Below are 14,432 nucleotides of genomic sequence, written 5' to 3'. Positions count from 1 at the left end.
GATGAAAACGCAATCCATCCTGCGCGCCATTTTTACGCTTACGCTACTCGTGGTGGCAATCGCGCTGGTCCGCATGCTGTGGCTCGACTACATGTTCTCGCCTTGGACCCGCGACGGCCGCGTCCGCGCGCAGGTCGTGCAGGTCGCCACCGATGTGTCGGGGCTGGTGAGCGAAGTGCGCGTCAAGGACAATCAACTGGTGCGCAAGGGCGACATTCTGTTCGTGCTCGATCCGGCCCGCTTCCACTATGCGGTCGCGCAGGCCGACGCCGATCTTCTGCGCGCCCAGGCGCAACTGGCGCAGGCCAGGGCGCGCATGGCGGCAAGCGAATCCGGTTTCGCGATGAAGCGCGCCCAGGCGGCGCGGCGGGCCAACCTGGCTGGCGACGTGATTTCGGACGAAAGCCGGTTGGATTCGGCCGCGCTCGCCAAACAGTCCGCCGCCGACTATTCCGCCGACGTCGCCGCCTATGGCGCGGCGCAAGCTGCGGTCAAGGCGGCCGTGGTGGCGCAGCAGACGGCCGTGCTGAACCTGACGCGCAGCGAGGTGCGTGCGCCGTCGGACGGTTTCATTACCAACCTGAACCTGTATCCCGGCGACTTCGCCACGGCCGGCACGGCGCGCATGGCGCTGATCGACTCGCACTCGTTCTGGGTCTACGGCTACTTCGAGGAAACGAAACTGCCGCACGTCAATATCGGCGATCACGCGGTGGTGCGGCTGATGTCGGGCGGCAAGGACATCCAGGGGCACGTCGACAGTCTGGCAAGCGGGATTGCTGACCGCGACAACCCGACCAGCAACGGCGACCTGCTGGCGGACGTCAATCCGGTCTTCACATGGGTGCGGCTCGCCCAGCGGGTGCCGGTGCGGATCCACCTCGACCAGATTCCCGCCGGCCTCAAGCTCGCGATGGGCATGACCTGCACGGTCACGCTGCAGCCGCATGCAGGCCAATGATCACCGATCGCGCCGCTGCGCCCGGCCGGTGCGCGGGGCACCGGCGGAGACCACATGGCGGATGCGAGAGCTCCGCCGCCGTGCAAATTCGAAAGCGCTACGCCCGCAATCGGTTCATAGTAGCGGTCAGCGCGACCTGGGCAGCGGCACGTCAGATGCCGTCACTGTGTTGCGATTCATTTTTTTTCAACAACGCATCTCGCGGAGAAAATCATCATGAAGGCAAAGTGGACACTCGTGTTTCTGGCAGCGTCGGCGTTCGGCGCGATGAGCCAGCAGGCAAATGCACAGGTGGCGGGCGCGCAGCCGATCGGCATTACCGTGGAGCAGGCGCAACTCGTCGTCGAAGGCTGGAGCGTCAAGAAGAGCCTGCTCGGCAAGAGCATCTACAACGACAAGGGCGAGAAAGTCGGCGTGCTCCACGACATCATCGTCGCGCCGGACAACGCCGTTTCCTTCGGGATCGTGGCGGCTCACCAGTTCCTCGGCGTGTCCCAGCACGACGTGGCGATTCCGATGTCGCAGCTGGACTATTCGAACGGCAAGCTCGTCTGGGCCGGCGCCACGCGTGAGGTGGTCAAGTCGCTGCCCGTGTTCGTCTATTCGAAGGTTCGCACGGTTCCTATCGCTCGCAAGGACTACGGCCATCATTAATGGATGAGTCTCACGCGGCGGCTCGATATGTCCGCCGCGTGAATGGCGGCTCACGTCCTGGCCGCCTGTGCGACATGACTTCCGGCGCAAGTGCGGAAGTCTGTCGCGGCCGTGGTTTTTGAAGGTTTAAGAAAAAATAAGTACCGCCATTGACGCGTGCTCGCGCATGATCCACTTCAGACAGAAAGCTATCGCTCGCCGGTAGGTCTGAGTGTCATGTGCCCTGACAGCCGCGCTGGCTGTCATCCTGACGGACAGGCTGCCGGTATTCGTCAACGAATGCCCGCCTCGAACGCCATGTCCATGTACCTGCCTACCTCTTCCTTGCGCTCTGCTGGCCTGTGGCCACCCGTCGGTCCGGCCGTCATGAAAGCCTGCCGCCGAGCTCCTCCCGGAGCGCCGCTCGACGCCAATCTCATGTCGATGCCGGCCGCCGTCATCGTGCCCGGCATCGAGCCGCCGCAAGGCATGACGACGCCGGCGCGTAGTTCTCGCAGTTGAACGCGGTGTGCGCGACGGCGCAATTCGTGCGTGGTGTCCGCGGATTTCGAGGCTAGCGGACTCCTACGCGGGTATAGGTCGTTCATGGCTTCTATTCAAAGAAGCGCGGTAGTTTCCACTGATTCCGGCACGCCCCGACGTTCGCTTCCGCGCTCCCCGCGCGGCGTGCGCCGTTTGCCGCTCGATTAAACCCGGATATGAAACGACCCAACCAATGGTCATTGCAGACAACCGTAGGTAGGACAGGTTGGACCAATCGCCGTGCGATACCTTGGAGTCCATGCAGCGCCGCGTTTATTGGGCACTGCCTCACCACTTGAACGGATGCCCCGATCATGATCAGTTCGTCGACGTTATATCCCGAACCCGCAGCGGATGTCGCCCGGAAAAGTCTGGTGAGCCGGATCGGCATGGAGCATCAATGGCGCTGTCCCGGCGACGAAGCCGCCGACACGGCCCAGCGCGGCAATATTCTCGTGTCGCGTTGGACCCGTAACGACACCCAGCCCATCGAGGTCGTCAATCCGGGCAGTGCGGCATGTCATTGCTTCGCGATGAATCTCAAATGCACGTCGCTGACCTTCTCCCATGCCGGCCGCACGCTCGTGCGCGGCAGGGTGACTGCGGGCGCCTTGCAGATCACCGCGCCGGAGGTGGCGTGCCGCGCCGTGTTCGAATCGCCGGGCGACGTGCTGCACCTGTTCGTTTCGCAGCAGGTGCTGAGCGAATGCTTCGAAGACACGTTCGGCCGGCCGCATGCGGGCGATATCCGCATCGACGATCCCAGGCTCGTGCGCGATCCCGCGCTCGAACGTCTTGGACAGGCGCTCGCCGTATCGCAATCCGACGACGCCGCGCTCGGCAAGGTCTTCACCGACAGCGTGAGCCTTGCGATCGTGTCGCGCGTGATTGTCCGGCATTTCACCGCGAAAGACCGGCAGACGCGCGAGGCGAGTGCGTTGCCGCTCTGGCGGCTCAACCGCGCGATCGAATTCGTCGACGCGCACCTTGCCGAACCGATCGGACTCGCCGATATCGCCAACAGCACGGGATTGACCCGGATGCATTTCGCCTCGCAGTTTCGCCGCGCCACCGGCATGCGTCCGCACGAATACCTGTTGCGCCGCCGGATCGACCATGCGCAGCAGCTTTTGCGGGAGTCGAAACATAACGTGCTCGACGTTGCATTGAGCTGCGGCTTCCGTTCGCAGGCTCACTTTACGACGGTGTTCAAACGCCTGGTTGGAGAAACACCGTATTGCTGGCGGATGAAAGCGAATGTCGATCGGTAGACACATACGCGGCTTTTATGCCGGCTCGCCGCGCGAAGGCCGGCCTCTCATTCGCCCGCATGTGCCTGTCCCACCACCTTGCCGCGAAAAATATAGTACTGGTACAGGTTATATCCGATCATCACCGGAAAGACCATTCCGATCCCGATCAACATGAACACCAGCGTGGGTGTATCGGACGCAGCCTCGACAATCCCCAGCTTGCCCGGAACAAAGTCCGGGAACAGACTGACGGCCAGCCCGGCAAACGACAACACGAACAGCGCAACCGACGCGCGAAACGGCCCGCGCACACTGCCGAGATACAACGATCCCATGATGTAAGCGAAGGCCAACGCGGAGGCGAGCCCTAGCGCGATCAGTACATGAAACACGCCGTGCTGCGTCCACCGGTCGTGTCCCACCTCGCTGAAGAACCACGTCGCCGCGGTCAGCACGACTGCCGCGGCCACCGTGACGAACGCGCTCAGCAGCGCGAGACGGCGCGACCATTGCTCGATGGAACCCACGGTCTTCTTCACGAGATAGGTGGACCCGAGCAGCGAGTAACCCGCCACCACGCCGATAGCGGACACGGCGACGAACACACCGCTCATGTCTCCCGGAATCAGGCCGGTGATCACCTTGCCGAGTATTACGCCCTGGGCGATCGCGGCGATCAGGCTGCCGATGCCGAACACCTTGTCCCAGGTCGGACCGTGCGAGACGCTGTGACGAAACTCGATGGCGGCGCCACGCATGATCAACCCGCCGATCAGCAGCATCACCGGCAGATACAGATCCTGCAGGAGCAACGCATAGGCCGGGGGGAACGCGCCGAACAGCGCGCCGCCCAGCACGACGAGCCACGTTTCATTGGCGTCCCAGACGTGGCCGATGGTCTGCACCATCACGTCGTGGTCCTCGCGGCGTTTGCGCAGCAGGCTGAGTATGCCGACGCCGAGATCGAAGCCGTCGGTGACGACGTAGAACACCAGCATCAGGCCGATCAGTCCGAACCAGGTGACGGCGAGCATCGTGTGAGTGGAGCTGTCCATGAGATTGCCTCGGAACGGGAAGGGTTTAGTACTCGGCGACGGTCGACGCCGCCTCGGCCTTGACGGCCGCGGGTGGAATCAGCGTGAGGTCGGGACCGGCGCGCAGCCAGTTGCGCGCAAGCACGAAGAAGGTGCCGAGCAATACCAGGTAGAAGCAGAAAAACATCGCCATGCTCAGCGTCACCGACGAGGCCGCCACGCTCGACACGGCATCTTTCGTACGCAGCAAGCCGTACACGACCCACGGCTGACGTCCCACTTCACGCACGATCCAGCCGGCTTCGACCGCGACATAGGGCAGCGGAATGCACAGCACCCAGGCGAATAGCAGCTTGCGTTGCTCTAGCAGCCGTTCGAGATTGCCGCGCGTTTTGCGCAATACGTAGGCGGTCCAGAAGGCCAGCACCATGAAAGCGAAACCGATGCCCGCCATCAGGCGAAACGCGTAATAGAGCAACGGCAGCATCGGCGGCTGGTCGGCCGGCGCGAAGTCGGTGAGGCCTTTGACCTCGCCGTGCAGCGTATGGGTGGCGAGAATGCTCAGCATGCCGGGCACTTCGATCGACCAGTCGTTGCGTTGCGTCGTCTGGTCCGGCCACGCGAGCAGCGACCACGACGCGGCGGTGCCGGGCGGGTTGGTGGTCCAGTGACCTTCAATCGCGGCGCCTTTGGCCGGCTGCGTCGCGAACACGCTGCCGCCGCTCGAATCGCCGAGCCAGATCTGGATCGGCGCGACGAATACGAGCACCAGCAAAGCGATCTTGAACGAACGTGCAAAGAACTCCGGATTGCGGCGCCTGAACAGGTTCCATGCGGAAATGCCGGCGATTACGAACATGCCCGTTTCGATGGCCGCGACCCACATGTGCGTCACGCCCCAGACCATGTCCGGATTGAAGATTGCCGCCGCATAGTCGGTCACGATGATCTTGCCGTTCTCCACCGTGACGCCGGCCGGTGTCTGCATCCACGAATTGGCGACCATGATCCAGAATGCCGAGATGCTGGAGCCGAGCGCGACCATCGAGGTGGCGAACAGATGCACCCCGCGCGGCACGCGGCCCCAGCCGAGCAGCATCACGCCGATAAAGCCGGCTTCCAGCATGAAGGCCATTGCGCCTTCGAAGCCGAGAATGTTGCCGAAGAACTGTCCGCTATAGCGCGAAAAGCTGGCCCAGTTGGTGCCGAACTGAAACTCCATCGGAATGCCGCTGACCACGCCCACCGCGAAATTCAGCACCAGCAGCTTGCTCCAGAACCGCGCGTGCCGGTAATAGCCGACGTTGCCGGTGCGCAGCCACAGCACTTCGATCAGAAGAAGGAAGGCCGACAGGCTGATGGTCAGGATCGGCCACAGAATGTGAAAAATAGCCGTCATCGCGAACTGGGCGCGAGACAGATCGAGGACGTCACCGAGATGCATGATGAGCTCCCGTGGCGCCGACAATGGTCGCCTGATAAGTGGAGTCGGGACCGACCGCCGCGGCGCGCGCGATCTTCACCGGCACGGATTTGTACGAGGGGGTGCGGCTTTTCGGGTCGAACGCGTAGAGCGGCACGAGCGGATTCGCTTCGGGGTAATAGGCGCCGCAGCAGCCGTCGGGCAATGAATAGTCGATCACCTTGAAACTGCGGATCACGCGCTCGATTCCATCGCTGGACAGCGCATACACATCCACCCTCTCGCCGGGATGCAGGTTGCGTTTCTGCAATTCACGCGTGTTCATGAAGATCACGTCGCGTTGGCCGAACACGCCGCGGTAACGGTCCGAGTGCGAGTAAAGCGTCGTGTTGTATTGGTCGTGACTGCGCATGGTGGTGAGCCACAGCGCATCGGGATCGTTGTGAACCGGGTTTTCGTCGAGTCCTTTGAAGACGAGGAAATTGGCGCGCCCAGTGGCCGTGGCCCATATGCGCTCGCGCGCGCTCGATGCAAGATGGAAGCCTCCCGGTACGCGAATCCGTTCGTTGTACGCCTGAAAGATCGGATAGACGATTTCGATCTTGTCGCGAATGCGGTCGTAGCTCGCCACGAGATGTTCCCAGTCGACGTGCGAGTCCGGGCCGAGCGTGGCGCGCGCAATGCCCGCGACGAGCGCCGGCTCGCTCTTCAGATGCGGTGACGCGGGCTCATTGCGGCCGCCGGAAGCGTGCACCATCGACATCGAATCTTCGACGGTAATCGACTGCGGGCCGTCGGCCTGGATGTCGATCTCGGTGCGGCCGAGGCACGGCAGAATCAACGCTTCCTTGCCATGCACGAGGTGGCTGCGATTGAGTTTGGTGGCGATGTGAACCGTCAGATCGAGCTTGCGCATTGCCGCCTGCACGCGGATCCAGTCGGGCACGGCGGCGGCGAAATTGCCGCCGAGCGCCACGAACACCCGGGCGTCGCCGCGCATCATCGAATCGATGGCGGCGATCACGTCATGGCCGTGTGCCGCAGGCGGCCGGAAGCCGAAGGCCCGTTCTATCCCGTCGATCAACGCCGGCGAGGGCTTCTCCGTGATGCCGACCGTGCGGTTGCCCTGCACGTTCGAATGTCCGCGCACCGGGCACACGCCCGCGCCGGGCCGGCCGATATTGCCGCGCAGCAGCGCCAGATTGGCGATCTGCTGGACGTTTTCGGTGCCGCGGTGATGCTGCGTGAGCCCCATGCCGTATACGAGGATCACGTTTTTGGCCTTTGCGTAAATATCCGCCGCATTCTGGATGTCGCCGCGCGACAGCCCGCTTTGCTGCACGATCGCATCCCAGCTGGTGGCGCGCAGATCGGCGACCAGCTCGTCGAAGCCGTGCGTATGTCCGTGGATGAACTCCGTATCGAGCACGCGTGGCTGATCGGCGGCGAGGGCGGCATCGTCGGCTTCGATCACGGCTTTCATCATGCCCTTGAGCGCGGCGACGTCGCCGCCCACACGCACCTGATAAAGAAACGAGCTGATCTGCGTGAAGCCCAGCGTGGCCATTTCCACCGGATTCTGCGGCGAGGCGAAACGCTCCAGCGCGCGCTCGCGAAACGGATTGAACGAGACGATTTTCGCGCCGCGCCGCGAGGCGCTGTGCAGATCGCTCATCATGCGCGGGCTGTTGGTGCCGGGATTCTGACCGAAGATGAAGATCGCGTCGGCTTGCTCGAAATCTTCGAGCAGTACCGTGCCTTTGCCCACGCCGATCGATTCGGGAAGACCGACACTGGTCGCCTCGTGGCACATGTTCGAGCAGTCGGGGAAGTTGTTCGTGCCGAACTCGCGCACGAAGATCTGGTAGAGAAACGCGGCTTCATTGGACGCGCGCCCTGAAGTGTAGAAGTCGGCCTGATCCGGGCTGTCGAGGCCGTTCAGATGCCGTGCGATCAAGGCGAAGGCGTCGTCCCATTCGATCGGCAGGTAGCGGTCGGAGGCCGCGTCGTAAGCCATCGGATGGGTCAGACGGCCGGCCATTTCGAGGTCGTAGTCGTCCCATGCGGTCAGTTCCGACACGCTGTGCGCAGCAAAAAAACCGGGCGTGCAACGATTCGCGGTGGCTTCCCAGGCCACGGCCTTTGCGCCGTTTTCGCAGAACTCGAACGACGACGTGTGTTTCGGGTCCGGCCACGCGCAGCCCGGACAGTCGAAGCCTTCCGGCTGATTCATCCGCAGAAGCGTCTTCGCGCCGGACACGGCCACGCCTTGTAGCGCGAGTGCCTCGCCGGTTGCCTTCAGCGCACCCCAGCCGCCCGCGGGCTCGCTATAGATGCGAATAGTCTTTCGTTTGGACATGACCGTTTCCCGATGTTTCGTTGAGGAACATGAAGTCGAAGGATGAGCCGCCGCCGGACACAGGTCTTGTTTAAATGCCCGTCAATTTCAAATTCGCACGCAGGATGCGGTGCACGTCGGCGGTAGCGTGAGGACAGTGCGGCGCACGCCGTGCATTTTCGAAAGCTCGCAGGCGTTCTGAAAAGATCGGCGCGGCGCGGCGGCGAATAATGGTTCGCACCCGGCGAGGTCGCGTGAAGTCGGCGCAGCGGCGCCACATTCCTCACGATTGATGGATTGCTTATTGCGCGCCGACACCTGAGCGCCACCGGAGCATCAACATGCGATATCTGGACGAAGCACACCGCGAGATGAACGACAGCGATCTGGGTTTTTTGCCGGCCGCCCGGCACGCCGACACGACGGACTGGCACACTCGGAACCTGGCGCCGATCAAACCTGCGGTACTCGGGCGCTGGACGCGCAGCGTCGTCATCGCGACCGCCGTCTGGTCTGTGTTGGAGTTGCCGTTCGAACTCTGGGTCAGCATGTCCACGCGCGATGCGCTTGCGTGCGTGGTCGCCAAAGTGCTGTGGGTTGCGCTGGTGGGCTTCGTTCTGGCCGGCAGCCGTGTGGCGCGGATCGCCTACGCGTTCCTTTGCACGATCGGCCTGATGGCGGTGGCCTTCGGGCTGCCGGTCGAGTATCGGGTGTTTCCGCTGGGATTCGTGCTGTCTTCGGTGGAATGCGTGCTGAAAGCGACCGCCTTTGTGTGCCTCGTGTCGGCTGGCGTGTACCCCGACGAGGAGTGATTGGGCAGCCGTCGTCGCGACGGCGCTTTCGTGGGTTCCCCTTCGCTTCTATTCTTCGAGTGTTCTGTTAAGGCGTGTCGCGGGTTGCTCAGGCCGCCCGCGCTCTATCCAGCGCTGAGAGCGCGCGCGTCATTGCATAGGCGCTGTGCACCGCGGCTTCGAATGCGTGCTCGTCGGCCAGGCGCCGTCCGTCGACCGCGACGATCCAGCGTGCGCCATCGTGCTCGCAAACAAGGCGCCGGTCGGCCATCAGATCCGCATACCAGCGCCGGATCCTCGGGTCCGAAATGGTAGCCGTCGGCGTGGCTCCAGTGAGCGCGGCCGGCCGTAGCGATTGGTTGATCATGGGACAACTCCGATGATTGGCGGGTGGTCGGATGAACGGGGTTGACCGGTCACGTCCAGTTCTTGTGGTCGTCGGTCTTCCTGTAGTAGCCGGGTGCGCCGGTCTTCCGGCGTGGTGTGCCCAGCCTGGCAAAGCCGTTGTCGGTCCCTGCGGTCCAATTGGGCACGTAGTCGCTCATGCGTCGATCCTGTGGCGAGCGCTGCGCGCCGTGCTGGGGCGACTGACCCGGCGACGGCGCCGGCAGTTGCCGCTGTGGCTGCCGCAGTGCTTGCGACGACGAGGCGGCCGTGTTGGCCGCTTCGACGGCAAACCGTTCGAGCGGCAATTGCATGTCGCGGTCGGTCTGGTCGAGCACCTGCACGATGCCGAGCGTGGGCGGTGGACTCGCTGCGCCCCAGGCCGCGAGCGCGACACACACGGCGGCTGCTGCATAGCCCCAAGCGGGTCGAAACCAGATAGCTTTCTCGGCGCTCATGATGTGTTCTCCGCGCGCCGACCGCGAAAGGCTGCGCAATGGATCGAGTGAGGGAAGACTGACGGAGCCCAGTATCGTGGTCCGGCCGGCTTCGATCTTTCGTTGCAGCACGATTGCTTGCGGATTCGCACGCGGCGGGCGGCGTGGCCCGCCGCCTGGGGCGAGGCAGGGAACGTGGGTTGGGCAGGTTGTCCGCGCCCCGCGCATGACGGGGGCGTACATCGGTGCGATATGTGGCCGGTTCCCGGGGCGCGGCGGTGCCGCAACAGGCGGCCGCCAGCGAGGTCAGGCGCGATTTTGACAGGCGCTCGCGGGCCACTGCGACGGCCCGCATCGTATCCCTATCGATAATAGCTTCGGATAACTTTCCAATTCAGTATGGTTTGACGTCGCAGGTGTTCCACCGGCTGCGCAGAATGCGGGAAGCGACACGCCCGACACGATGGGCACCCCGAAGCGGTGGATATCGCACCGGAGTGGCGGCGTGTGTCTTCCGAAAGTACTCAGCGCTTTGCCATTCCGCCTCGCCACCCTTCAAGTACCAGATCGGCGCTGCTGACCTCGGATATCCCCGCCGGGATCGCCGGTGTCCGGCTCAAGCGCGGCGCCGGCGCCGGTCGCAGCATATCGCTGTCGACCCCATAGCTTCGGCGCGCGGCCATATGCTCGTGCCTTGCCGCTTCATGCAAGCTGAGAACCGGACTCACGCATGCATCGGAATTGCGGAAATGCGCGGCCCACGCGTCGCGCGGGAGGCTCGAAAAACGCTCTGCCAGCGCAGCGCGGATCACCGGCCAGCCCGTCTTGTCGGATCGCGGCGGCAGACTGTCGGATGGAATTTCGAGCTGCGTCAGCAGCAGTTGCCAGAACGGTTCTTCGATCGCCCCTACAGCGACATAGCGATTATCCTGAGTCCGATACGTGTCATACCACGGCGCTCCACCGTCGAGCAAATTGGTGCCGCGCGAGTCGTTCCACTGGCCCAGCCCGCTCAGCTTGCAGAACAGCGACATCAACGTGGCCGTACCGTCGACCATTGCCGCGTCGATCACCTGGCCCTCGCCGCTATTGCGCGCTTCCCACAACGCGCAGAGTGCGCCGAACGCGAGAAACATTGCGCCGCCACCATAGTCGCCGAGGAGGTTAAGCGGTGGCACCGGCGCGCCATTCGCCGGGCCGATTGCATCCAGTGCGCCGGCAAGCGCGATGTAATTGATGTCGTGCCCGGCAGTGGCGGCGAGCGGGCCAGTCTGGCCCCAGCCCGTCATCCGCCCGAACACCAGGCGCGGATTGCGCGCGAGGCAAACGTCGGGGCCGAGCCCGAGCTTTTCCATCACGCCGGGACGGCTGCCTTCGAGCACGATGTCGGCATGTCCGACAAGTTCAAGCGCGGTATGGCGGTCCGCCGGGGACTTCAGATCGAGCGGCACGATACGGCGTCCGCGTTGCATGAAGTCATCGGCATCGGTGCGGGTGCCCGGACGGGCAATCCGCACGATGTCCGCGCCCATGTCGGCGAGCAGCATCGCACAGAAGGGTACGGGACCGAGCGCGCTGAACTCGATCACGCGCACGCCGGAGAGAGGGCCTCGTTTCATCGCTACTCCTGTCATGCATGGGAGGCGAGACGCCGGCCGGCAAAGAATACGCACACCGACGACAGCACGAAGAGAATTGCCACCACGATCATGCCGGCGGCGAGGCTGTGCGCCTGCTGCTGCACGCGGCCGATCATCATTGGAACGACCCAGCCACCCAGGATTGCACCGAACGAACTGATGATCGCGATCACGGCGGGTTTGGCCCTGGCAGGCAGATACGTTTGCGGGATCGACCAGAAGATCGCCAGTGACGCGTACACACCGATATTGGCCAACGCGAAACCGAACAGCGCGACGGCGAGCGTGCCCGACATGGCGACGGTGGTGTAGCCGGCCGCGGCGATCAGCATGGCGGCCACAGTGTGCAGCACGCGCTCCTTGCTGCGGTCCGAGCGGCGCGACAGGAACGTCATGCCCACTATGCCTGCGAGCGGCGGCAGTGCGGTGACGAAGCCGATGATGCTGAGCGGCACGCCCGTGTGATGCAATATCTGGGGAAGCCACGCGCCGACCGTCGCGTTGCCGGAGAAGATGCCGACATATCCTAGCGTCAGCACCCACATCTCTGGGCGACGCAGCAGCGTCACGACGCCTTCGGGTACACCGTGAGCGGACGGTGCGTCGCCGCTCTCGAGCTGTTTCGCGAGCCACCTCTTCTCGTCGCTCGAGAGCCACTTCGCCTGATGCGGCCTGTCGGTCAGATAGAACGCGCCGAAGATGCCGAGCATCACGGCGGGCAATCCTTCCAGCAGGAATAGCCATTTCCAGCCCGGTACGCCCCATGCGCCGTCGAGTTGCATGATCGCGCCGGACACGAGCGACGAGACCACGTACGCGGCCGGGATCGAGTAGGAAAACATCGCGTTGTAGCGAGCGCGATGCTGCTGCGGAATCCAGTAGCTCAGAAACAGAAAGACGCCAGGGGTCAGTCCGGCCTCGGCAATGCCGAGAAGCGCGCGCACCGTATAGAAACTGCGCGGTCCGGTGACGAACGCCATCGACATGGTCACCAGGCCGAACAGCATCGCGATTCGCGTGAGCGTGATGCGCGCGCCGAACCTGGCGAGCGCCAGGTTACTGGGGACTTCGAACAGCGAGTAGCCGAGAAACAGGATGCCGACACCGACGGCATACATTTGAGGCGTGAGCCCCAGTTCCTTGTTCATCGAGAACGACGCGAAGCTGAGGTTGCCGCGATCCAGCACCGATACCACGTAAAGCGCAATCAGATACCACATCAAGCGTCGCCCGACGCGCGACACCACCCGGGTGCCGTCGACATCGGCGGCGTCCGCCAGGGCGGCAACCCCTGGCGCCGAGGGCGCGATAGGGGATTGGGACGACAGGCTCATGTTCATCTCCTCTTGTTATGTTCCTCGTTTGGAGGGACCAATTTGGTGGGCTCACTATAAAATGACTACGCAAAACGTCAAAGCCCGGGAAATCCCTGAAAGCCTGCGCGACGCAGCCGGAGAAGTCGGAAAAGCTCCGTGGTTAATAAGATAAAGTGCATTAGAAACAGTTATTTGAGCGGGTTTTATGATTTTCTATGAACCCCGGCAGGATACCGCCAAAGGTTGCAAAAACGTCTCCATCGAAAAAATTCCCGGTTGACCACTCCCGAATTCTTTATATAATTGGTCCCACCAATTTTGCTATCAATGGAGACGGTCATGCTTTCCCACGAAGACAACGAGACCTTGGTGCGTGTCGGCCCCGGCACGCCGACCGGACAATTCATGCGCCTTTACTGGCTGCCGTTCCTGCCGTCGTCGGATCTGACCGTCGACGGCCAGCCGCAGCGCGTGCGTCTGCTAGGTGAAGATCTGATTGCGTTTCGCGACAGCGAAGGGCGGGTCGGTCTTGTCGATCATGTCTGCCCGCATCGCGGCGCGCCGCTCGTGTTCGGCCGCAACGAGAACTGCGGATTGCGCTGCGTCTACCACGGCTGGCAGTTCGGCGTGGATGGGCAGGTGATCGATACGCCCGCCGAGCCCGCGGAGAGCCGGCTCAAGGACAAGGTGCGGATCAGGAGCTATCCGTGCCGTGAGCGCAACGGCATCGTTTGGGCATACATGGGTGAGGCCGATGCGGACACGCTGCCGCCGCTGCCGAATCTCGAATGGAACATGGTGCCGCTGGAGAACGTGCACTTCAGCTTCCGCGTGCAGGAATGCAACTGGCTGCAGGCGGTGGAAGGCGAGATCGATTCGGCGCACGCGCCGATCCTGCACGGCCGCATCGACTCGCAAGGCGCGATCAACGAATGGACCGCCAAGCGCGACCTGCGTCCTGTGTTCGAGTGCCAGCGGCGCGATTTCGGCATCAGCATCGCGTCGCGCCGGGTACTCGACGACAGTCATCACTACTGGCGCGTCAACCAGTTCCTGTTTCCGTTCTACACGCTCGTGCCGCCGCAATCGAAGTATCCGGAACTGAGCGGCCACGCATGGGTGCCGATCGACGACGAGAACACACTGTGCCTGATGTTCTCGTACACGCCGGCCGCGCCGCTCTACGAGAAAACCCGCAAGCTGTTCGAAGACGGCCATGCGGGACGCGAGACCGGCCACGCGAGTGCGCATGCGTTCGCGCCGCGACCGGTCACGCAGCCGTATGCGAAGTACTGGACCCGGTTCAACCTCGAATCGGCTTTCCAGTTCAACTACGACGCGCAGACAAAAACCTGGTTCTCGGGCCTGCCGGGCTTGTGGGTGCAGGACGCCGCATGCCAGTCGGGCGTTGCGCCGATCTACGACCGCCGCAAGGAAAATCTCGGCATCAGCGATACGGGTGTGGCGATGACCCGGCGCCTGCTGCTCGAAAACGTGCGCAAGTTGGCATCCGAACGTGTGTCGCCGGTGCGGGTGGACGACCCGGATCTCTGGATGGTGCGTGCCGTGTCGTTGACGTTGCCTGCGGGCGCGCCGTGGCAAAGCGACGGCGCTGAACACATGCGCGCGCGACTCGGCGCCGATTTCGGCTACACGCCCTGAGCGGCCGCCTGCGAGAG

12 protein-coding genes are annotated in these 14,432 nt (G+C 63.4%); 5 read left to right on the top strand and 7 right to left on the bottom strand.

Going from position 1 to position 14,432, the window contains the following annotated elements; translation table 11 throughout:
* Position 1 precedes the first annotated feature (1 nt).
* The 3 genes from NE850_RS27035 to NE850_RS27025 all read left to right on the top strand — a co-directional run bounded on the left by NE850_RS27035 (position 2) and on the right by NE850_RS27025 (position 3,408).
* A complete protein-coding gene (locus NE850_RS27035) occupies positions 2–961 on the top strand; it encodes an HlyD family secretion protein (protein WP_007176400.1) in 960 nt (319 codons plus the stop codon).
* 216 nt (positions 962–1,177) lie between these two features.
* On the top strand, positions 1,178–1,615 hold the full coding sequence (locus NE850_RS27030) for a PRC-barrel domain-containing protein (protein ID WP_007176401.1): 438 nt from the start codon (positions 1,178–1,180) through the stop codon (positions 1,613–1,615).
* Positions 1,616–2,451: 836 nt separating this feature from the next.
* Entirely contained in the window at positions 2,452–3,408 is a 957-nt protein-coding gene (locus NE850_RS27025) for an AraC family transcriptional regulator (protein ID WP_007176403.1), read from the top strand.
* Positions 3,409–3,455: 47 nt separating this feature from the next.
* Here NE850_RS27025 and NE850_RS27020 read toward each other — a convergent pair whose 3' ends face one another.
* From NE850_RS27020 to NE850_RS27010, 3 genes are read right to left on the bottom strand one after another with little or no spacing between them, the layout of a single operon-like run.
* Positions 3,456–4,445 (bottom strand): cytochrome d ubiquinol oxidase subunit II, encoded by a 990-nt coding sequence (locus NE850_RS27020; protein WP_007176404.1) that lies wholly within the window; start codon positions 4,443–4,445, stop codon positions 3,456–3,458.
* Between the two features lie 25 nt (positions 4,446–4,470).
* The gene (locus tag NE850_RS27015; protein WP_165187899.1) at positions 4,471–5,868 is read right to left on the bottom strand and encodes a cytochrome ubiquinol oxidase subunit I; all 1,398 of its coding nucleotides are present in this window, start codon (positions 5,866–5,868) and stop codon (positions 4,471–4,473) included.
* On the bottom strand, positions 5,855–8,206 hold the full coding sequence (locus NE850_RS27010; protein WP_007176406.1) for an FdhF/YdeP family oxidoreductase: 2,352 nt from the start codon (positions 8,204–8,206) through the stop codon (positions 5,855–5,857). The genes NE850_RS27015 and NE850_RS27010 overlap by 14 nt, the downstream gene beginning before the upstream one ends.
* A 320-nt stretch (positions 8,207–8,526) precedes the next feature.
* Between NE850_RS27010 and NE850_RS27005 the strand changes: the two genes are divergently transcribed.
* Positions 8,527–8,997, top strand: coding sequence for a hypothetical protein (locus NE850_RS27005; RefSeq protein WP_165187904.1), 471 nt, complete (start codon positions 8,527–8,529; stop codon positions 8,995–8,997).
* Positions 8,998–9,085: 88 nt separating this feature from the next.
* Here the strand turns inward: NE850_RS27005 and NE850_RS27000 are convergent, their stop codons facing one another.
* The 4 genes from NE850_RS27000 to NE850_RS26985 all read right to left on the bottom strand — a co-directional run bounded on the left by NE850_RS27000 (position 9,086) and on the right by NE850_RS26985 (position 12,771).
* A complete protein-coding gene (locus NE850_RS27000) occupies positions 9,086–9,343 on the bottom strand; it encodes a hypothetical protein (protein ID WP_007176408.1) in 258 nt (85 codons plus the stop codon).
* 49 nt (positions 9,344–9,392) lie between these two features.
* Entirely contained in the window at positions 9,393–9,818 is a 426-nt protein-coding gene (locus NE850_RS26995; protein WP_310699617.1) for a hypothetical protein, read from the bottom strand.
* Between the two features lie 503 nt (positions 9,819–10,321).
* A complete protein-coding gene (locus NE850_RS26990; protein WP_310699616.1) occupies positions 10,322–11,416 on the bottom strand; it encodes a CaiB/BaiF CoA-transferase family protein in 1,095 nt (364 codons plus the stop codon).
* Between the two features lie 11 nt (positions 11,417–11,427).
* Positions 11,428–12,771: an MFS transporter gene (locus NE850_RS26985; protein WP_165187908.1), complete on the bottom strand. Its 1,344-nt coding sequence runs from the start codon at positions 12,769–12,771 to the stop codon at positions 11,428–11,430.
* Between the two features lie 321 nt (positions 12,772–13,092).
* Between NE850_RS26985 and NE850_RS26980 the strand changes: the two genes are divergently transcribed.
* Positions 13,093–14,415 (top strand): Rieske 2Fe-2S domain-containing protein, encoded by a 1,323-nt coding sequence (locus NE850_RS26980; RefSeq protein WP_165187910.1) that lies wholly within the window; start codon positions 13,093–13,095, stop codon positions 14,413–14,415.
* Positions 14,416–14,432: the final 17 nt, after the last annotated feature.

The organism is Paraburkholderia sp. USG1 (assembly GCF_031570135.1).
Classification (GTDB): domain Bacteria; phylum Pseudomonadota; class Gammaproteobacteria; order Burkholderiales; family Burkholderiaceae; genus Paraburkholderia; species Paraburkholderia dioscoreae.
This window is presented reverse-complemented; position numbering and strand designations above follow the sequence as displayed.